Source organism: Streptomyces sp. NPDC104096 (assembly GCF_055584385.1).
The window spans coordinates 1-21,026 of the sequence record NZ_JBVJMD010000086.1 but is presented as its reverse complement, the minus strand read 5'-3'; the positions used below and the strand labels follow the sequence as shown (position 1 = coordinate 21,026).

Below are 21,026 nucleotides of genomic sequence, written 5' to 3'. Positions count from 1 at the left end.
GGAACACCGACCCCAAGCCCTACGTCTGGACGAAGACCGCGGACGAGATCCTCGAACGCCTCGCCTCATATCTGAACAGAATTCCCGACTCGGAACACTAGCCCGGCTCTGTCGGGGATCTTGGATGGTCGGGCTCGGCTGCCGGGGCGTCCGCGGCGCGGGTAGCAGTCGGCGAAGTCCTCGTCGCACCACAGCCCGTCGAGGCGGTCCCGCACCCATATCGCCGTCGTACCGCCCGGGTTGCCGGCCCGCGCGATCTGCGCGGTCAAAGGAGGGTGCTCACCGGAAGCGGGAACGGAGCGACAACGCACACCCCGACAACTGCATCGGCCCGCGGAACAGCCCCGAGCATGCCCGCTGATCACGCGATCGACACACCGACGAGGACCACGACCTGACGGTCGTGGTCCTCGTCGCGTTCGCGTGGCTTTCCGGCCACGCGCATCCGTCGCCGCGGCCGCACCCTCCTTGTTTCGACGCGGTTGCCCGCCTCCTCGTGGCGCGAAACGTGATGTTAAAGAGGCAACTAGTTTTGTCATGGACACTTCCCTGAGTTGGTTGCCTGCTGTACCAAATGAGGGCCAGCTTTCCCGCTCAGGGAGGTTTCGTGAGACGCGTCAGATCGCTTTCCGTCCTGGCCACACTCGCCCTCGCGATCATGTTCAGCCTGGTGCTGACCGGTTCGGCACAGGCTGCCGGACCGGCCTACGTCGCACTGGGCGACTCCTATTCGGCCGGCAACGGCGCAGGGAACTACGACAGTTCGAGCGGAGACTGCCACCGCAGTCTCAGCGCCTACCCCTATCTGTGGAAGAACGCCCACGCACCGTCCTCGTTCGCCGACACCTCCTGCTCCGGTGCGGTCACCACGGACGTGACGAACAGTCAGCTCGGCCCGCTGAACTCCTCCACCGGACTCGTCTCCCTCACCGTCGGCGGCAATGACGCGGGCTTCGCCGACGTCATGACCACCTGCGTGACCGGTTCGGACACCACCTGTGTCAACCGGGTCGCCCAGGCCGAGACCTACGCGCAGAACACCCTCCCCGCCCGCCTGGACGCCACCTACGACGCGATCCGCGCCAAGGCGCCCAACGCCAAGGTGGTCGTGCTGGGCTACCCGCGGATGTACAAGCTCGACGTCCTCTGCGTCGGCCTCAGCGCCACCAAGCACCGCAAGATAAACGAGGCCGCGGACGTCCTCGACACCGTCATCGCCGCCCGGGCCGCCGCCCACGGCTTCGTCTTCGGCGACGTCCGCACCACCTTCAACAGCCATGAACTGTGCTCCGGCGACGACTGGCTGCACTCCCTGGTGGTCTCGCCGAGCTGGGAGTCCTACCACCCCACCGCCGCCGGTCACTCCAGCGGCTACTACCCCGTCCTCAACGCCAACAGCTGACCTCCGCCGAGGCGGGCCGCCCCGGCCCGCCTCCCCGGCGTACGTCGTTCTTCCCGGGCCGTACGCCTCAGGCCGACAGCGTCCGCTCCGGGTTCCCGTTCCGCTCCCGCCAGGCGGCGAGGTGCGCGCGGGCCGTCGCCTCGGCGCGGCGGCGGGCGGCGTCGGGGACCGGCAGACGGCACAGGCCGTCCAGGGTGTGGAGCATGTGGTCGGCGAAGCGCCGGCCCAGGGGGGTGAGCCGGCCCGAGCCCAGGGTCACCAGCGTCGCCTCCCGGGCCGCCAACCGCCAGCGCGCGAACTGCACATGGGCCTCCGTGCGCAGCCCCGGGTCCGGTTCCGTCTCGCCCCGCCGGGCCCAGAAGCGGGCCACGCCCAGATGGGCGTAAGCCCCGTGGAACAGGCCGAGCAGCGGGCGCGGGTCCGGGCGCCAGGGGGCGTAGAAGCGTTCCGGGCCGGGCTCCAGCAGGTCGAACAGGTGCAGCAGGGCGGCGAACTTGTTGTGCTGCATCTCGTGCGTCATCGTCACCGCGAACCCCGTCGCCGTCGTCGGCCGGGACATCGCCACGCACCCGAACGTCTCCGCGCTGCTGCCGCTGACGGTTCCCTGGCCCGTACCGGTCAGCGGCACCAACTGGCGGGGTCCCGCGGCCAGTTCCTCGTACAGGTCCGGATGGTCCGCCCGGAGCAGCGCGCAGGCCTCCCGGGCCGCCGTCACCCAGCGGTGGATCTCGTCGGCGTCCAGGCCGTCGGGGCGGCGCACCGCGTTCGGGAAACCGGGCTGGTCGAGGAAGTCCAGCAGCAGCGGGGCGCCCGGGGCCAGGGTCTCCAGCGGGTACGCGCCGTGCCAGCGGCCCTCGCTGCGGTAGGGGGACGCCGGTACCGGCACCGCGGGGCCGCCGGGGGAGCGGCCGGTCAGGGTGACCAGGGCCCGGCCGGCCGTGTCGACGCGTACCGCGGCCTGCCCGCCACGATGGGCGGCCGCCGGGAAGTGGGCCCGGCCGAGCGACGGCAGGGCCGCCCAGGCTCCCTCCACCGGCCACTCCACCCGCGCGGCCAGCCCCGCGCGCACCGTCGCGGCCGCGGCCAGCGCCGTGTACCGGCCCATCGGCACCCGGAGGGACGGCCGGTCCTGCTCCTGTCGCCGGGTGAGCCGCGTGAGCAGCCCGAACAGGGCGGGTCCGGCCGCCGGGTGGGTCAGCACGGCCGCCGTCGCCCCGGGGTCGGCGCGGGTGGCGGCGGCGAACAACTCCCAGGCGCGTGCCGCCTCCTCGGCCACCGGGCCCCCGGCCTCCCGGGCCGCGGCCGTGACGGCGTACGCGCCGGCCAGGCGGCGACCGTGCTCGGCGCGGGCCAGGAACCGCAGGGCCTCGGCTCCGCCGGCGCCCGCGGCGACCGCGTCGAACAGCGCGCCCGGCATCCGGTGCGGCGACGGCGTCATGCCACTCCCGCGCCCGACGCGCACGAGGTGCCCGGCGTGCCCGCCTCGGCCGCTGCGACCGTCCCGGCCACCGCGCCGCCCCCTGCCGGGTCGGCCCCCGTGGAGCCGGTGGCCGTCAGGTCGGTCCGCAGCCGGTGCCGCACGCGGCCGATCAGTTCGGTGAGTTCGGCGCAGTACACGCTCGGGTTGGCGAACCCCGTGTCGCGCCGGTAACGCGTCGCGTAGTGGCCGCCGCCGCACACGCGGTGCAGCGGGCAGGCCCGGCACCGGGCGCACAGACCGGCGGCCCCCCACTGGCGCGCCGCGATTCCCGGATGGCGAAGGAGGTCGTCGAAGGAGTGGTTCCGGACGTCGAGCCCGGTGCGGGTGGCGCCCGAGTACGCGGTGCGCAGGGTGTCGTCCTGGGCGAGGGAGCCGTCCGTCTCCACCACCGCGTAGCGCACGGGGGACAGGCCGAGCGACTCCGTCTGCGGGGTGGCGCCGAGCAGCAGTGCGAGCAGGTCGTCCAGGAGCCGTACCCGGGTCTCCGCGGCCGGGGCGCCGTACCAGCGCTCGAAGACGGCCCACAGCCAGTCCGCGTACGGGGTGCGTCGCCCGGCGGGGTCCAGTCCCGGCGGCGGGGTGTGCCAGTTGCCCAGCGGGAGAAGGAAGTCGACGGTCGGCGGCCGGTGGGCGAGGAGGTCCTCGTAGCAGCGCACCGGGTCGTTGCGCAGGTCGATCGTGCACAACAGCGCGCCGAACAGCGGACGGTAGGTGTCCTCGGCGAGCAGGCGCAGCGCCGTCCGCACCCGGCCGTGGCTGCCGCGGCCGTCCGCGCCGCGCCGGTGCCGGTCGTGCGCGGTCCGCCCCCCGTCGGTGCTCACGCCGATGCGCAGCCCCAACTCGCCGCACAGGTCGAGGCGTTGCCGGGTGAGTCGGATCCCGTTCGTCTGCAACGACAGGTGCAGGCGTATTCCCTCACCGAGCGTCTCGCGCAACACTCTTACGGTACGGGCGAGTTCGACGTCCCCGACCAGCAGTGGCTCGCCGCCGTGGAGCACCACGCCCGCCTCCGTCGTGCCGTGCGCGGTCAGGTGGGCGGCGATGCGTTCGGCGGTGCGGGCCAGCGTCGCAGGGGTCATGTTGCGTGGCTGGGCGCGCCAACTCTGGTCGTGGGAACGGTACATGTAGCAGTAGTCGCAGGCGAGGTCGCAGCGGCTGTGCACCTTCAGGACGAAGGAGTGGAACGGGTACGGCACCCAGCCCGCGGCCCGCGAGGCCGCCACGTCGGCGTCCCTCGGCCAGGGCGGCTCGGCATGGAGCAGTGGCGGTCGACTCATCCGCTTCCCCCCGAGGACGTACGCAGCGGACCGGGCCCGGCACGGTCGGCGGCGCACTCTGTTCGACCAGTATTCGTTCGCGGTGCGGTCAGCGTCAACATCACGAATGAGTCAACGGGACTCCCGCGAAGGGCAGTTGCCGCAGTCCGGTACGCTCCGCCCGCTGCCGTCGGAGCGGGCCTCCGCGTTACGCTGAAAAGGCGTTCCCGTAACCTGCCGGACCGGCCGGCGCCCGGAGGGCCGCTGCGGCGGCCCACGAGACCTCGTGGAGTGGACACCATGGCAGCAGCCGAAGGCGTCACCCCGGGTGAGGCCCGGGCCGGCGGGGGCGCCGAGCCGGTGCCCGACGTGGAGTCCGCCGTTCTGGACCTGGCCGCGCTCGCGCCCGACGACCTCGCCGCCCTGCCGGACTCCGTGCTCGGCGCGGTGGTGCGCCGGGTGTACGCGGGCTGCGCGGAGGGCGATCCGTTCGTCACCGGTCACAAAGAAAGCGCGTGACCGCCCGGTGTGCGGAGCGGCCCTGTACCCTGACACTCACGCATGTCCGTTTTGTTGGCATTTCTGATTGGTTCCCTCCGCTTCGGTCACCGTCCCCGCTGTTGCATCCGCCGTCTCACCGGTCGCTTCCGCCGTCGCACCTGCCGTATCCGTCGTTCCTGTCGTCCCTAGTAGCGCCGCGCCGAGCGGAGAGGTCATGCCAGACGTCAACCCCCTCGACCGCCCAGGTCCTTTCGCCGTCTTCCTCGCGACCTCGGAGAACCTCGGTCTGAGCACCACCCTGCGCAACGCCGCCGACATCCTTGCCGAGGCCAACCGCAGCGTCCTGCTGGTCAACGGCCGCCGCACCGCCGACGGTCCCGCCGTCGCGCTGCTCCCGCCCGAACCGGGCGAGGTCCGTACGGTCACGATCGGCGGCCCCGCGCTCGCGGCCCTCGCCGCCGACCCCGTCGCCGTGTCCTACGACCACGTCCTGATCGAGGCGCCGGTCCCCGACACGCCGGAGGCGGTGGAGGCGACCCGGGTGGCCGCGTACGCCGACGCGCTCGTCATCTGCTTCGCGATGACCGCCTGGTCCATCGACGGAGCCGCCGCCCTCGCCGAGGTCCTGACGGTGCGCCGGACCGGCGGCCGCGCCGCACGACTGCTCACCCTCGGCCTCAAGAGCGACGTCGCCGTCCACGACCGGCTGCGCAACGCCCGCGAGCGGGTGCGCCGCAAGTTCGGCCCGATCGCCCGTACCCTCGGCGACGGCGACATCCCCTTCCTGGAGATCCCGTACAACCCGATGTACCAGGACAGCCTCAGCCTCGCCGTCGAGGCCGAGGAGGCCGGGACCGTCACCGGGCTGCGCCCGTACTACGAGCGGCTCGCCGAGTGGCTGCGCGACCGCCGCACCGCACGGCTGACCGATGTCACCGTCGTGCATTCCACCCGGCACGCGCCCTGGGCCGCCTGGCTGCGCGACCGGCTCGCCGTGCAGGGGGTGCGCACCGAACTGCGGCGCGCCGACACCTACACGGGTGAACGTCCCGACCCCGGCGGCGCCCTGCTGTTCGTGTCCCCCGACGACGCCGACGACACGCTCCTCGCCCAGATCGGGGCGCTCTCCCACACGGACGTGCGCATCGTGCTGGTGGACGAGCCGTTCCCGCACACCGAGGCCGCCCACCACGAGCGGATCGACCTGCGCGGCACCACCGAGGACGAGGCGCTGCGACTGCTCCACACCGGTCTCGGACTCGGTGTCGCCGAGCACACCGCCCCCCGCGCCATGGCGCGTTTCCCACGCCTGCCCGAGACCACGAACGTCGCCCCGCGCGGCGGCGGCTTCGTCGACCGCGGCGAACTCCTCGCCCGGATCGACGAGTCGCTGCGCGACGCGGGCGGCGACGGTGCCTGTCTCGTGCTGCACGGGCCCAGCGGCTGGGGCAAGAGCGAGGCCGCGCACGAACTGTGCCACCGCTACGGCGCCGGCTACGACGTGGTGTGGTGGGTGCGCTCCTGGGAGCGGCAGCGCGTCGAGCGCGCCCTCGCACGGCTGGCCGTCCGGCTGGGCCGCCCCGAGGACCGGCTCGCCACCGGCGGCGACGACGCCGGGGTCTCCCGTCTGCTGACCCGCCTGTCGCGCCCCGACGACGACCTGGGCAGCTGGCTGCTCGTCTACGACGGTGTCACCGACCCCGCCACCCTGCACGGGCTGCTGCCCGTACCGCACGAGCGCGGACACGTCCTGATCACCAGCCGGCTGCCACCGCGGCCCGAGCCGGGCGCGGAGGCTGCGGCCCCCGCCCCGGGCGCCGAGCACCCGGCCGACCCGCCGCACGGGACTCCGACGGATCCGTCCGTCGCGACCCCCCGCACCCTCACCGGCCCCGAACCCCGTCCCCCGCACCTCACCCCCCTGGCCATCCCCCCGATGACCCCGGAGGAGAGCCGCGCGCTGCTCGCCGACCGGGTTCCGGAGATCACCGAGCAGCAGGCCGGACAGCTCGGCAACGTCGTGGACTTCGTGCCGCACGCCCTGCGTCTGGCCGCCCACTGCCTGGCCGAGCGCGCCGCGGCCCACCGCCGCGAGGACCACATGAACCCGGACGCCGCGCTGCGCGCCGCCGTCGGCGACGTGCTGGCCGAGTACCGCGCGGGCAAGACCGAACTGCTGCGCCACACCGAGGGCGTGGCCCCGGTCGCGGTGATGGTCCGCGTCGCCCGGCGCGTCGCGCAGTCCACCCCGGGGGCCGCCGCCTGGCGCGCCGAGAGCCCCGAACGCGACGCCCTCGGCTGGCTGTTGGACGCCGCGTCGCTGCTCACCGGCCGCGGCATGGGTCTGGAACTGCTGCGCTCGCGCCGCATCCTGTCCGAACTGGCCCGCGACGACGACGCCGACGGGTCGGCCGCCGCCGCGAGCCCCCGCCACCCCGACGACGTACAACTGCCCGACGAGCACATGGTGAGCGTCGCCCTGTGGGCACTCGCCCGGGTCGGCCTCCTCGACGTCGACTTCGACCGCGCCGAACAGCCCCTCGCCCAGCACCACGGACTGCGCGACCTGATCAGGGCCGGCATGGCCGACGCCGACCGGCGCCACATCGAGTCGGTGCTGCGGGGCATCCTCGCCGAGTACGCCCCGCAGGAGCTCCAGGACCTGCCCGCCGACTGGGCCCGCGAGGTCTACTCGCTGCGCCTGTGGGAGGACCCCCGGCCCCGGGTGCGCCGCTCGCTGCTGCGCCACCTCGGCGCGCTCAGCCGGCGCGCCGAGTCCGCCGACCTGGACCGGCTCCTGGAGATCGCCGGACTGGCCCGCGAATGCTGGCGCGCCGACGACGACGAACAGTCCCCCGAGTACCTGCGGCTGCTCAACTTCACCGCCCGCGCCCACCGCCTGCGCGGCGACTACGACACCTCCCGCCGCCTCGCCCAGGAGGCGCTCGGGGGACACCGCAGGCTGCTGGGCACCACCCACCCCCGCACCCTGCTGTCCGCCGACTCCTACGCCGCGACCCTGCGCGCCGTCGGCCGGTTCGACGACGCCCTGCTCCAACTGCGCCCCGCGCTGGAGCAACTGGAACTGCTGCTCGGCTGGAAGCATCCCGCCACCCTCCAGGTCGAGCACAACGTGGCCCTCACCGAGGCGCTGACCGGACGGGTCGCCCGTGCCCTCACCCGCCTCCAGGAACGCTTCCGCTACCGGCAGGCGGTCGGCGGCACGGACGACGAGGTCGCCTGGGACAGCGCCGACCTGCTCGCCTACCTCTACCGCTCGGCCGGGCGCACCGGCGAGGCGCACGACCTGCTGCGCCAGCGACTGCGCCGCCACGGCGACGTCTGGGACGGCGAACGGCTGGGCACCGAGGTGGGCCTGGCCGTCAGCGAGCGCCGGCTCGCCGACGGCTTCCCGGCCGTGAAGGACCCCCGCTACGGCTACGAACTCGCCCACGAGCGCGACCAGCGGGCGCTGCGCATCTACATCGGCCGCTTCGGCCCCGACCGGTTCGACACCCTGCGCTGCCAGTTCAGTTACGCCGCCGACCTGCACGCCCTCGGCAAGGCGGACGAGGCCGAGACGCAGGCCCGGCAGTGCGGGGACACCCTCGCCCGCCGGTTCGGCGCGGGCCACCCGTACACCGCCCTGTGCCAGGTGCGCCACGGCGTCTACCTGCGCGCCACGGGCGAGACACGGCTGGCCGAGGAGGTGGGCCGCGGCGCCCTGAACCTCCTCGGCCACAAGCTGGGCCAGGCCCACCCCTGGGTCGCCGCCGCGGAGAACTCCCTGGCCGCCACGCTGGCCGCCGCCGGACGGACCGACGAGGCGGCCGAGCTGGCCGGGGCCGCGCTGACCCGGCTGCGCGACCTCGGTGTCGCGCACCGCCCCGACGGGCGCCGGGTGAGGCAGCACCTCGACCGGCTCACCGCGACCGGATCCGCCCGCCCGGCGCCCCCCTCGGGCTACGACATCGACCTGGAGCTGCCCGACGTGTAGTGCACCACCGGAGCCGGAGCCGGAGCCGGAGCCGGAGCCGGAGCCGGAGCCGGAGCCGGAGCCGGAGCCGGTACCGGAGCCGGAGCCGGTACCGGAGCCGGAGCCGGAGCCGGAAGCCGGTACCGGAGCCGGAAGCCGGTACCGGCCGGCCGCAAGCAGCCCGCACTCACCCACCGAAAGGCGAGCACCCGTGGCAGCTCCCGCACACCGACGCACCGACACCCTGAAGGAGTCCCACTGGGCCGACAAGCGTCACGGCCGGATCACCGCCCTGTGCGAGGAGGAGGTCGCGCGTACGCCCCAGATCCGTTCCCTGTCCCACTACAGCAACGGCATCCTGGACTTCACCGTCTTCCGCGTCCCGCGCGCCCCGCTCAGCAGCCTGGTCACCGAGCTGGGCGACGAGGACGAGAGCGAGGCGCTGCCCGGCAGTCGGCTGCTGTTGTGCGCGCAGGATCTCGGCGCGGTCCTGCGGCCCCTGGGAACAGGCGAGTTGATGCGCACGGTCGTCGCCAACACGCGCGGCGGCCTGTGGGGCGGGCGGGCCCGCCCCGGTGAGTTCCTGGCCGCGGTGACGGACCTGCCCGACGGCGTCCCCGCCATGGACGCCGCCATGAACCGGCTCGTCACCCGGATCCGGACCGAAGTGCACTCGCTGCCCGACGAGTTGCCCGGCGGCGACCCCGACGCGAAGGCGCACCGGCGCACCACGGCCGAACCGGACGGCCCGCACGTCGACTTCGGTACGGCCGCCGAACCCGACGTCGGGTACGAGGAGCGGCTGCGCGGCCTGTGGCACGCGCACGTGAACACCACCGACCTCCAGTACGCGGGCTACTACCGCGACTGGGCGCTGGTCTGCGTCGGCGACGTGTTCGACGCCCATGAAATCGGGCCGCGTTTCATCGACGTCAGCGTCCGCACCCGGCGCACCGCCTACCGGGACCTCTCCCGCAGCCTGCGCGGCCACCTCGTCCGGCTCACCGACGCCCTCGCCCTGGTCGCCCCGCCCGAGCACGGCCGCGCCCCCGTGGACCGGCTCGTCCTCGACGTACAGGAGGGCGCCGTGTACGTGCACTGGACCTCGGTGGGCGCGTTCCTCCTGGGCGTCACCCTCGACCAGCGCCAGGTCGACCACGCCGAACGCGGGTTGCAGGCACTGGCGCGCGCGGTCGGCGGCATCGTCCCGCCGCCGCGGTGACCGACGCCCCCGTCGCGTCGCCCCGCGACGGGGTCCCGGACCCGTCGCCCGCCCGGCTCCCCGCCCGGTACCGGACCGCTTCCGCGTGCCTGTTCCCCGCCCGGTTCAGGACACCGTGCTCAGGGATCCCCAGACCTCCTCGGCGAGCACCTCCACGGTGCGCGCGGGCGTCAGCGGATGCTGCGGCTCGGCGCCGCCCAGCAGATGCACCGGCAGCACCTCGACGGCACACTCGTACTCCCGGCAGATCCGGCGCAGTTCGCCGAGCTGGAGCTCGGTCGGCGCACCCGGCAGCGCACCGCGCGCCCACGCCGCGACCGAGCCCCGGAAGTCCTCGGTCAGTTCCCGCACCAGGGTGGCGCAGCCCAGGACACTGAGATCGGCGGGCGTCGCCGCGACCCGCCGGTTCACCGCCCGGCCCGCCACCCGCCGCGTCACCGTCTCCAGCATCGCCAGCGCGTCGCGGAACCTGCGTCGTACCGGAACCGGCAACTCGGCCGCCTCCGGCTCGGGTTCGCCTCCGGGGCGGGCGGTCGCCGGAACGGTCCCTCTCGGCACGTTCTCCAGTGCCAGCGCCGCGACCGCGCGGCGCAACTCCTCCAGCTGGGCCGTCTGTTGCTGCTCCAGATCGCGCCGCATCCGCTCGCCCAGCTCGGCGAGGTCGCCCTCCCGCTGCTCCTCGACCAGACGGCGTTCCAGTTGCAGCAGCGCCTCGTGCAGGGTCTGCGCGAACCCGCCCTGCCGGTACACCAGCGGCCGGGAACCGATCGACCGCCCGAGCCGGTCCTGCATCACTTGCGACACCAGCCCGTTGACCACAAGGAGCGCCTCGAACCGTCCCGGGCGCACCGCGCTGCGCAGCCCGTGCACATGGGCCGCGACGCGTTCGGCGTCGTCGGCGAGCAGCACCGAACGGGTGTGGATCACCGCCAGGTAGGCGTTGGGGGCGGGGGACAGCCAGTGCACCACCTCGTCCCGGCCGCCCGGTGAACGCGACAGCCGGGCCGGCACCGGATCACGCGAGGCGATCCGCCACTGCCCGAGGTCCAGCGCGTCGTGCACGTCGTCGAGGACCTTGCGGTACGACACCCGCTCGTGCAGTTCCCGTACCGCCTTCAGCACCGTGGCCCCGGTCACCCGGCGCACCACCAGCGGCCGACGGCCGCCGTGATCCTCGATTCCCCCTTCGGAACCGGACTCGGAACCGGAACCGGACGGGGACCCGTTCTCCGCGGACTCCGCGTCCTCCTCGCTGAGCTGCCAGGCCTGCCGGCACACCTTGAGCACCTCGCGCGGCACGCCCTCGGTCAGCTCGTGCAGCAGCCGCAGCGCCTCCTCCTCGAACGGCCCCGTGTCCGGTGCCGTCCCGGCGGCCGGCCCCGCCCCCTCCACTGCCTCCGGCCCCGCCGCCGTGCCCGCCCGCGGGCCCGCTCCCGTCGCGGCGCGCCCACCGCTCGCCGCGAGGTACTTGGCGACCAGCTCCCGGGTGTGCTCGTCGCTCAGCCCCGTCGGCCACAGCTGCACCACCCGCTCGTGCATGCCGGCCCGCAGCGCCCGCAGTCCCTCCGGCGAGGTGCAGAACACGAGCAGACCGCCATGGCTCGTGTAGATGTTGACGAGACGCTCGAAGGCGTCCATGAAGGTGCGCCGGTTCTCCTCCGGCCAGTCCAGCACCTTCTCCAGGGAGTCGAGCAGCAGCACGTACGCGTCGCCGACCCGGCCGTGCAGGAAGCCCTGCACCGCCAGCGCGTCGAACACCCGGTCGATCCCGGCCGTGGTGGCGGCCCCGCTGCCGGACGGACCGATCGCCTCCGTGATGCCCCGCTCGCGCAGCGGCTCGGCCGGTTCCTCGCCGCCGAGCCAGCTCCACACCATCCGTTTGAACGGCGGCTCCAGCAGCAGCGCCAGCGCGGTCGCGAACCTGCGGTGCTCCGTGACCTCGCCGAGCGTGCCCCGCAGATCGGCGTGGATCACCTCGGGGTCGTAGCGCAGCGCCGCCACCACCTTGTCCGGATCGAGCGCGCGTTCCCGCAGTCCGGTCGCGATCTCCTGGAGGGTGTCCCGGCGCGGATCGTCCTCCTGCGCGCCCACCCAGCCCGCCGTCACGTAGGCGTAGTAGTCCCGCACCAGCTCCTCGAAGGCCTGACGGCCCTGCACCGAGTCGCCGGGACCGCGCAGCCGGTCGCGGTAGAGCCGGCCCATGTCCTGCGCCGGCTCGTCCACGATCCACATCGCCGCCTCGGAGTGCCGCTCCCGCACCGCCTGGTACGTACGCCGCAGCGCATGGCTCTTGCCGAGGCCGAACCCGCCCACCAGGGCGATGGCCCGGCCGCGCCGGCCGGGGGCGGCGGGCGGCGCGAAGTAGTCGTCGACGAGCGCCCGGAGGTCCTGCACCAGCGGGGTGGTGATGTGCGCGTTGCCCGAGTCGGCCCCTCGGACCGATGGATCTCCCAGGTCGGACGCCGGACCGAGGCGCACGACCGGGATCAGCGGGAAGGGGTTCTCGTGCCAGATGTCTCCACTGTCTGGGGCCACGATGGCACTCCTCGTGTGTCCGGTTTCGGCTTCCGAGCGGCGGGCGGGTGCGGGGATCACTGCGGGTGGGTGCCGCGGAGGATCGGATGGGTACGGGGCCGGGCGGCCGCCGGGCCGGGGTTCAGGTGCCCGGCGGGGGAGGAGGCTGTCTGGGGACCGGCCCGGCACCGGCCGACGGGTTGCGGGCCATGGCCGTCACGTCGAGGACGGGGGCGCCGAGGTCGGCCGCGGCGACCCGGACCTCGCCGCCGGTGCGTCTGCGCTCCTCGGCGATGCTGAAGTACCGCTTGCGCAACTGCCGTACGTCGGACCTGAGCCAGGCCCCGGAGTGGACCGGCGCGTCGGGATCGGGATGGTCCCCGCGGGCGGCCTGACTGAACTTCACGGTGTCCTCCGAGGTGAGGCTGCCGAGTTTCAGATGGGTGAGCGCGCTGTTGGGCCAGATCTCCGCGACCACCTCGTGCGCCCGTTCGGGATCGTGGTGGCACACCTCGACGAACAGTACGATCCTGCTGCGCGCATGTTTCAGACAGGTCCGCAGGAAGTCCGTGCGCACCGAACCCATGTCGTCCCGCCAGTCCATGTGCGGCACCAGCACCAGCAGCAGCGCGTCCTGCTGTGCGAGCAGTCTGCTGAGCAGCTTGAACGCCTCGTGGACTTCCGCCTCGGCGCGTACCCGTTGCAGCGACTTCTCGGGGATCAGGTCGCCCAGCTCGTCGACGATCTTGTTGCGCAGGGCGGTGTTGATGTCCTGCGTCGACGCGAACTGCCCCCGCGCGTCTGTGCTGATGCCGTTCGCGCGATTGTCGTAGCCGCCGGTCATCGCCACGTAGGGCGTCGGCGGCTGGATGACTCCCGAGCGGCCGGCGCTCGGCCGGGGCTGCTGCTTGAAGTGGTCCAGGTACTGGTGGGCCAGGTGCACACACCGGTGGATCAGCGTCGTCTTGCCCATGCCGACCGGGCCCGTGACCACGACCAGATGGCCCGTGTCCACCTTCGGCAGGATCATCTCCGGCAGCCTTCTCAGGCACTGCTCGAACTGTGTCACCTGCTCCAGGGCGTGATCGACGTCCACCCACTGTCCGGCGTGGCTCTCCTCCACCCACGGCACCAGCGGATGGTCGTCCAGCAGCGGGGGAGGCAGCCACGGCAGACTGTCCCTGCTGCCCGGCACGTAGACGCCGTACGGGTTGTCCTGGACGCCGTGGGGATCGTTATGCACCGGCCCGGTCATACGGCCGCTCCTGGCGCCGTACGGCCGACCCGCCATTCGAGCACGGTGCGCGCGGCCCAGTGCACGGCGCCGCGGTCGAGGTCCGACACCGTGCGCAGCACGAGATCCACGGCCTCCCCCGCCCCGCGCGCCTCATCGGCCCGGCCCTCCGGGCCGAGCACCACGCCCTCGCGCGAGGCGGGCAGCGGTCCGGCCAGCGGCAGGCGCTCGACGGCGCGTGCGGCGGCCCGTCGGCGCGCCGCCGGACCCGGTATCTGGAACAGCGTCCCGGCCAGCGCCTCACGCGTCGACCGTACGGCGGTGTGATCCGCCTCCGGGTCACTCTCGTAGGCGGCCAGATACGCGCGCGCCGCGCCCCGGAACGCCGCCTCGTCGGTCCGCAACCGCTGCCTCGACAGGCGCCGTTCGGACGAGACCCGCTCGGAGAACTGGCCACCCAGGGTGAGCAGCGCACCCGCCGCCAGCGCGGGCAGCCCCTTCAGGAACGTCTCGAACCAGCCGTCCTCGGCGCCGGATCCCTGCGCGGCCGGCCCGCCGGAGTCGGCCTCGGCCGCCATCAGCGCGGAACAGGCCCGCGCGAAGTCGTCCGTACGCCGATCCGCCCACTGCTGGAGCGTCATCCGCCCACCGGCCCCCGCGACGCCCGCCGACGCCGTCGACCCGACGGACCCCGCAGACCCCGCGACGCCCGCCGACGCCGTCGACCCGACGGAACTCGTGGCCCCCGACGGCCCCGTGGACCCCACCGGCCGTACGGGCTCTACGGAGTCCTGTCCCGCGGCACCGCCAGGCGCCAGCAGCCCCAGCGCCACGGCGGCCGCGACGAGGTCGTCGCGGTGCGCGTCCGACAGGCAGTACACCAGCTGCACGTCCCGCTCGTCGGACGCCGACGGCGCGGCGGACGCCGGAGCGGCGCCGGCCGCCAGCAGCAGCGCCGTACCGCAGACCGCCGCGCCGTGGACCGCCGCCGCGTAGGCCGTGAACCGGTGAGCTCCGCGCACGGGGGATCGTGGGCCGCGCGGCGGAGCGGTGGCCCGTTCCGTCGGCCGGACGCCGGGCGGACGGCCACCCCTCGGCGCCCCCCGCCGGCCGTGTCCCGTCCCCTGCCTCATACGCCTCTCCCCGTCCCGGCCGCTCCGTCGCTCGGTAGCACCGGTGCTCCGCATGTCCTGCTGATCCTGCCGGTCGCGCCGCCCCGGCGGTCCTGTCCGGCCCGCCGATGTCGCCGCCTCCCGCTCCCGCCACCCTTGCCGTTCTCGCCGCCGCCTCCGTACGACTCCTCCCGTGCCGTGGCTACACCACCGGCTTCTTGTCGACCGTCTCGCGCTCGTGCACGACTCGACGTGCGTCGGCCGGCTGGAGTTCCCCGCCGACGACAGGCCGGGGGGCGGGGGCCGAACGGGCCAGCAACGCCTGCGCGACGCCGTGCAGCACGTTCACCGTGATGACGGCGGGACCCACCGTGGCCGCCGTACCCGGGAAGTCACGCTCCAGGGTCAACGCGATCAGCACGGCCGTGATCCCGTTCTGCTGTCCGAGACCGAGCGCGATCCGGTCGCCGCGCTCCAGATCCCGTACGAACAGGGGCATCACCCCGAGCGCCACCACCGCCTGCGCCCCGAAGGCCGCCACGCCCAGGACGAATCCCGGCCACCACGCCACCCCGTGGGCGAGCAGCAGCCCGAGCGCCAGGAACGCGGCGAGGAACGCGCCGCCCACCGCACGCGCCAACCCCTTCGTCAGGACGCCGGACCGGACCACCAGCCCGGCCAGGGCCACCGCGAGCATCAGTTGCCGCGCCGCCGCGAGCACCAGCATCGCCACCACGAGCAGGACCGTCGCGGCGGCTCCGAGCCGTCGCAGGGACCCGGGCCGTCGCAGGGACCCGGCGTCGCGCACCACGGCCGTCACCCGCCGCCCGGCCCACCACAGCATCAACACCCCGGCCAGCAGCGCGGCGTTGAGACCGAGTCCGGTCAGATAGCCGCCCCCGCCGTCGCCCGACACCTCGGGCGCGCCCGTGTGCCCCGCCGCCGTGTACGCGTATCCCGCGAGATAGAGGGTCAGCAGCACGGTCATCGGATCGTCGAAGGACGCCCACGCCGTCAACAAGGACCGGGCCCGCGGCGACATCCGCCCGTCGCGGCCGAGCGCGGCGACGGACAACGGGTCGATCTGCGCCACCGCGATGCCCAGCACCAGCGCCTGGGGCCGGTGGAACACCAGCAGCATCGTCCCGGCGATCAGGGCCGCCTTCAGCAGCACCCCCACGGTCACGGCGGCCAGCACCCCGGCCAGATCGGCCCGCAGCGCGTGGAGGTCGATCCCGTACGTGCTCCCGTACAGGCCGACGGCGAGCAACAGGCTCGCGCCGAACAGGTATCCACCCGAGTCGACCAGGGCCGAGGCGTCCACCAGGAGCCCGATCACCACGCCCGCCACCAGCGTGCCCGCCGCGCCCACCGCGACGACGGGAACCGACTCCGGCCGCCGACGCCAACGGGCACGCCCCGTCGTCGTCATGGCTCGTCCCCCCTCCGTTCCGCGCCCGCACGGTGTCGGCACGGCCGAGGACGCACCGCGCGCACGCCACCGTCGGCCGCCGCGCGAGCCTCGTCGTGGGGCAGGTGAATGCTAGGGGGCCGAGATACCGCACGGAAGCACGACACAAGCCTCACGTACGGTAGTTGACATCCCCCCTGGCCCGCGTGGTCGCACGGGACGGCCTCGGCGCCGCACCGCCTTGTATGCACGATGCCCTTCGCGGGGCATCACCGAACACGGAGCGGCGGCAAGCGAGCGTATCCGGTCGGATTGCGCGCGCCCGCGGCGAGATCCCGGGCGCTCCCCGGACAACCCGGGGAGCAAGCGGTGTCACTCCAACTCGCTGGGCGCGGGCGCGGGAGTCTTTCCGGCCAGCACGTCCTGAAGATGCTGGGTGCCGAAGGTGATCGCGTCCGCGGTGCTGTCGTGGCTGACGCCCTCCGTGCCGCCGTTGGTGACCGTGACCGCGTTGGGGCCCACCTGCGACGCGGCGACGTCCAGGGTGAGGGTGACGGGCGCGCCGTTCGAGGTGCCCTTCACCGACACCGTCAGGCCCTGCCGGGCGTCGCCCGCCTTCGGCAGGGCCGCTTCCACGACCTGTACGGTCCGGTCGCCGCCGGAGCCCTTCACGGTGAACTGGGCGCACTTGTCGGCCAGACCCGCCAGCCAGCTCAGCGACTTGTCGAGTTCGGCCTTGTCGTAGGCCGCGGTCTGCTGGAGCAGCCGGGAGTTGTCCTGGGTGAACCCGACGAGCGCCGAGGCGCCGGACGGCTTGCCCAGGAGGTCCTCGCGGTAGAGCCCGTCGATCAGGCGCTGGCAGTCGGCGGCGGCCGACTTGTCGGTGACGAACTGGGAGGCGTCGACCGTGCCGGTCAACAGGGCGTCGTGCCAGGATTTGGGGTCCTGCGCCTGGGTCCAGGCGTCCTCCACATCGGCCGCGGTGATCAGCGCGGCCTGTGCCTGGTCCTGGGTGACGGCGGCGGTCGTGGCCGTCGGGCTGGCGGAGGTCTTCCCGGTCGCCGCAGGCGAGGTCGTGGCGCCCGAGCCCTCCGATCCACCGTCCGAGCAGGCGGCCGTGGCCAGCAGCGTGCCCACCGCCAGGGCCGAGGCGAGGACACGGGCGGGTCGGGACGGGCGAGGGGTCATCACGGATGCCTCCTGAGGACGAGGACGTTTCCCCGAGGTGCTGGGCTCCCTTTTCCCTCCCACGGCACCACCGGCTCCGGCGCCCGACCAGCGCACGGAGCCGAAAGGGTGAACGCGGACCGGTCCGTACCCCGCGTCGGCGGGCCGCCGGACGGCCACGGAAAATACGAGGTGACAGCGGCCGTGGCCGGGCATCATGGCTGTCCCGCCGCCACCCGTGAGGGGGCGGTCCGGGGACGGCGCCCGTGGCCGCACGCATCGGCCCGCGCCGGTGAGACGACCACCATCGGGGGCCCCTGTGACCGTGACCAACATCCTGCTGTCCGGCGTCGTCGGCTCGACGGCGTACGGACTCGCCCGCGCGGGCTCCGACGTGGACCGGCTCGGCCTGTTCGCGGCGCCCACCGAGGACCTGCACGGCCTGCACGGCCCGAAGGAGTCCCATGTCAGCACGGCACCGGACCGCACCCTGCACGAGGCCGCGAAGTGGTGCAGGCTGGCGCTGGGCGGCAACCCGACGGTGATGGAACTCGTCTGGCTCCCGGACGAGCTGTACGAGGTCCGCACCCCGCTGGGCGACGAGCTCATCGGCATCCGGCCGTCGTTCCTGAGCGCACCGAGGGTCCGCGCCGCCTATCTCGGCTACGCGACCCAGCAGTTCAGGAAACTCCAGAACCGCAGCGCGGGACCGCTCTCCGACGAGGTCCGCAAGCGCACCGCCAAGCACGCCCGCCACCTCAAGCGGCTCTGCACACAGGGGTACGAGCTCTACGCGACGGGCCGCCTGACCATCAGGGTCGACGACCCGGAGGCCTACCACCGCTTCGGCGAGCAGGTCGCGGCCGACCCCGAGGCCGCGCTGCCCCTGCTGCGCGGGTTCGAGGAGGCCTTCGAGGAGACGCGCAGCGTGCTGCCGGAGCGGCCGGACGAGACGGCGGCCGAAGCCTGGCTGCGGCGGGTGCGGAGGCAGTTCTGGGCGACCGCGCCCCGCACGACGGGCGACGAGCCGCTCGAGGGCGGCCGACCCGTCCTCTGAGGGCCGACGGCAAGTCCCGTCGGCGGCCCGGAAATTCGCGTGACCCGACGCCGTGGCTCTTCCTACACTCACCACATCACGCGCCGACCGACGGTACGGCGGCGCGTCGTCGTGACGAGTGAGGGGAGCCCGGCCGTGCGTGTCCGCATCGCTGTCGTCGCTTCCCGTTCCCGGTACGAGGTGATCCTCGTGTCTCCGGCCGCCCGGTGCCCGCTGCGCGGCCGGCACCGGATGCCGTGACGAGACGACGTCCCCAGGAGCCCTGCCCGTCGGCCTGACCCGCGGAGCTTGCCGGCTTCGCGGAGCCCGACGGCTTCGCCGAGCCCGCCCGCTCGTTCGGACCTGACGGTTCCACCGCGCTTGGCGGTTTCACCGAACCTGACGGCTTCACCGCGCCCGGCGGTTCGCCGGGCCCGTCGGCTCTCCGAGCCACGGAGCCCGCCGGTCCGCCCGGCCGCAGGCACACCGACGTCCCCGTCCGGCTATCGCGCCGCCCTTCTCACCGTCGCCCCGAAAGGCCATGGGCCGTGCGTACCCACCTCAACCCTCACCTCACCGACCCGCTCGCCTTCGTCCGCAACCTGGGCATCCTCGCCCATGTGGACGCGGGCAAGACCACCCTCACCGAGCGGATGCTCTACGCGACCGGCAGCACCCACAAGCGCGGTGAGGTCCACGACGGCACGACCGTCACCGACTTCGACCCCCAGGAACGCGACCGCGGGATCACCATCTTCGCCGCGGCCGTCAGCTGCGCGTGGGACGGCCGTCGGATCAACCTGATCGACACCCCGGGGCACGTCGACTTCGCCGACGAGGTGGAGCGTTCGCTGCGCGTCCTCGACGGCGCCGTCGCGGTGTTCGACGCCGTCGCGGGAGTGGAGCCGCAGAGCGAGTCCGTGTGGCGGCAGGCCGACCGGCACGCCGTGCCGAGGATCGCGTTCGTCAACAAGCTGGACCGGGCGGGCGCCGACCTGGACACGGCCGTCGCCTCGATCCGGGCGCGACTGCACCCGGCTCCGCTGGTCGTACAGCTGCCGATCGGCACGGAGGACGGCTTCACCGGCGTCGTGGACCTGCTGCGCATGCGGGCACTGATCTGGGCCGACGGCGACGACACGGCCCAGGAAGGGCCGGTGCCGGCGGACCTGCGCGAGGAGGCGGACCGGCGGCGGCGGGCCCTGGAGGAAGCGGTGGCCGAACTGCACCCGGGCGCGCTGGACGAGTTCTGCGCACGCTCGGCGCTGTCGGCGGCGACGCTGGCCGCCGCACTGCGCGACCTGACGCACAGCGGCGACGGCGTGGTCGTGCTGTGCGGCTCGGCCTACCGCAACCGCGGCATCGAACCGCTGCTCGACGCCGTCGTGGCCTATCTGCCGTCGCCGCTGGACGTACCCGCCGTACGGGGTACGCACGACGGCGTGCCCCAGGAGCGGCCCGCGGACCCGGCGGCGCCGCTGGCGGCCCTGGTGTTCAAGGTGAACGCCACCCCGACGGGGCGGCTGACGTATCTGCGGGTGTACTCGGGAACGATCGGGAAGGGGGACGCGGTGATGGACGCGGGCGCGCGGCGCACCGAGCGCATCGGCCGCATCCTGCGGGTGCAGGCGGACCGCCGGACCCCGCTGGAGCGGGCGGTGGCGGGTGACATCGTCGCCGTGGTCGGCCTGAAGTCGGCCCGCGCGGGCTCGACGCTGTGCGCTCCCGAGGCGCCTCTCGTGCTCGAACCGCCGGGCGTCGCCGACCCGGTCGTCTCCGTGGCGGTCGAGGCCCGCAGGGGTACCGACACCGACCGGTTGGCCTCCGCGCTCGGCCGGCTGGCCGAGGAGGACCCGTCGCTGGTCGTCCGTACCGACCCCGAGACGGGCCAGACGGTGCTGTCCGGCATGGGCGAACTGCACCTGGAGGTGGCGGTGGAGACGCTCCGGCGTGCCCACGGCCTCGACGTCAACGTGGGCCGTCCGAGGGTGGCCCACCGCGAGACCGTCGTCCGCGGGGTCTCCGGGCTGGTCTTCCGCCACGTCAAACAGGACGGCGGCGCCGGGCAGTTCGCCCATGTCGTCCTCGACGTGGAACCGGTGGACCCCGTCGGAAGCGGTGGTGGCGGGGGCTTCGAGTTCCGGTCGGCCGTGGTCGGCGGCCGGGTGCCGAGGGAGTACGTCCGCGCGGTCGAGGCCGGGTGCCGGGACGCCCTGGCCGACGGTCCGCTCGGCGGGCATCCGGTGACCGGCCTGCGGGTGACGCTGACCGACGGGGCGACGCATGTGAAGGACTCCTCCGACACGGCGTTCCGCACCGCCGGCCGGCTCGCGCTCCGCGAGGCCCTGCGCGCCTGCGAGCTGGTCCTGCTGGAGCCGGTGGCCGAGGTCACCGTCACCGTGCCCGAGGACGCGGTCGGCTCCGTGCTCGGCGACCTGGCGGCGCGCCGCGGCCGGGTCACGGGCTCGACCGTACGGGCCGGTTCGGCGGTCGTCGGCGCCACCGTGCCGCTGGCCGAACTGTTCGGCTACGCGACCCGGCTGCGCAGCCGGACCCAGGGCCGCGGCACCTTCACGGCGAGGCCCACCGGGTACGCGCCGGTGCCGGCGTCGGCACCGGTGACCGGATCGACGCGGTAGGAGGCGTCGAGGGCACGGCGGTCCCCGGGCGGGCAGGGGGGGCCCCGGGGCCGGGGCGACCCAACCCCTGCCCCAC

General features: G+C 74.0%; 13 protein-coding genes. 6 read left to right on the top strand and 7 right to left on the bottom strand.

The features are described from left to right. The first annotated feature begins 607 nt into the window (after positions 1-607). Positions 608-1,402 carry an SGNH/GDSL hydrolase family protein gene (locus tag ACZ60B_RS40030; RefSeq protein WP_469396293.1) on the top strand — a complete coding sequence of 265 codons (795 nt, stop codon included), beginning with the start codon at positions 608-610 and terminating at the stop codon, positions 1,400-1,402. Between the two features lie 67 nt (positions 1,403-1,469). Here ACZ60B_RS40030 and ACZ60B_RS40025 read toward each other — a convergent pair whose 3' ends face one another. Then, the gene (locus tag ACZ60B_RS40025; protein ID WP_469396291.1) at positions 1,470-2,840 is read right to left on the bottom strand and encodes an aKG-HExxH-type peptide beta-hydroxylase; all 1,371 of its coding nucleotides are present in this window, start codon (positions 2,838-2,840) and stop codon (positions 1,470-1,472) included. Continuing rightward, entirely contained in the window at positions 2,837-4,159 is a 1,323-nt protein-coding gene (locus ACZ60B_RS40020) for an FxsB family cyclophane-forming radical SAM/SPASM peptide maturase (RefSeq protein ID WP_469396289.1), read from the bottom strand. The genes ACZ60B_RS40025 and ACZ60B_RS40020 overlap by 4 nt, the downstream gene beginning before the upstream one ends. Before the next feature lie 279 nt (positions 4,160-4,438). Here ACZ60B_RS40020 and fxsA point away from each other — a divergent pair, with 279 nt between their 5' ends. From fxsA to ACZ60B_RS40005, 3 genes are all read left to right on the top strand, one after another. Then, positions 4,439-4,657 (top strand): FxSxx-COOH cyclophane-containing RiPP peptide, encoded by a 219-nt coding sequence (gene fxsA / locus ACZ60B_RS40015; protein ID WP_469396287.1) that lies wholly within the window; start codon positions 4,439-4,441, stop codon positions 4,655-4,657. 196 nt (positions 4,658-4,853) lie between these two features. Next, positions 4,854-8,636 (top strand): FxSxx-COOH system tetratricopeptide repeat protein, encoded by a 3,783-nt coding sequence (fxsT, locus tag ACZ60B_RS40010; RefSeq protein ID WP_469396285.1) that lies wholly within the window; start codon positions 4,854-4,856, stop codon positions 8,634-8,636. 190 nt (positions 8,637-8,826) lie between these two features. Continuing rightward, complete coding sequence (locus tag ACZ60B_RS40005; protein ID WP_469396281.1) at positions 8,827-9,837, top strand: hypothetical protein; 1,011 nt, start codon at positions 8,827-8,829, stop codon at positions 9,835-9,837. Between the two features lie 105 nt (positions 9,838-9,942). On the opposite strand, the gene ACZ60B_RS40000 is transcribed toward ACZ60B_RS40005, so the two are convergent. From ACZ60B_RS40000 to ACZ60B_RS39980, 5 genes are all read right to left on the bottom strand, one after another. Continuing rightward, complete coding sequence (locus tag ACZ60B_RS40000) at positions 9,943-12,372, bottom strand: hypothetical protein (RefSeq protein ID WP_469396279.1); 2,430 nt, start codon at positions 12,370-12,372, stop codon at positions 9,943-9,945. 121 nt (positions 12,373-12,493) lie between these two features. After that, the gene (locus tag ACZ60B_RS39995) at positions 12,494-13,594 is read right to left on the bottom strand and encodes an ATP-binding protein (protein WP_469396277.1); all 1,101 of its coding nucleotides are present in this window, start codon (positions 13,592-13,594) and stop codon (positions 12,494-12,496) included. Positions 13,595-13,602: 8 nt separating this feature from the next. After that, positions 13,603-14,607, bottom strand: a complete 1,005-nt coding sequence (locus tag ACZ60B_RS39990; RefSeq protein ID WP_469396274.1) for a hypothetical protein — start codon at positions 14,605-14,607, stop codon at positions 13,603-13,605. A 292-nt stretch (positions 14,608-14,899) separates the two neighbouring features. Further along, positions 14,900-16,129, bottom strand: coding sequence for a hypothetical protein (locus ACZ60B_RS39985; RefSeq protein WP_469396272.1), 1,230 nt, complete (start codon positions 16,127-16,129; stop codon positions 14,900-14,902). A gap of 351 nt (positions 16,130-16,480) precedes the next feature. Beyond that, entirely contained in the window at positions 16,481-17,296 is an 816-nt protein-coding gene (locus tag ACZ60B_RS39980) for a hypothetical protein (RefSeq protein WP_469396270.1), read from the bottom strand. A gap of 298 nt (positions 17,297-17,594) precedes the next feature. On the opposite strand from ACZ60B_RS39980, the gene ACZ60B_RS39975 reads away from it, so the two are divergent. Next, a complete protein-coding gene (locus ACZ60B_RS39975; protein ID WP_469396268.1) occupies positions 17,595-18,332 on the top strand; it encodes a nucleotidyltransferase domain-containing protein in 738 nt (245 codons plus the stop codon). A 527-nt stretch (positions 18,333-18,859) separates the two neighbouring features. Next, positions 18,860-20,950, top strand: coding sequence for an elongation factor G (gene fusA, locus ACZ60B_RS39970; RefSeq protein WP_469396266.1), 2,091 nt, complete (start codon positions 18,860-18,862; stop codon positions 20,948-20,950). Positions 20,951-21,026 lie beyond the last annotated feature (76 nt).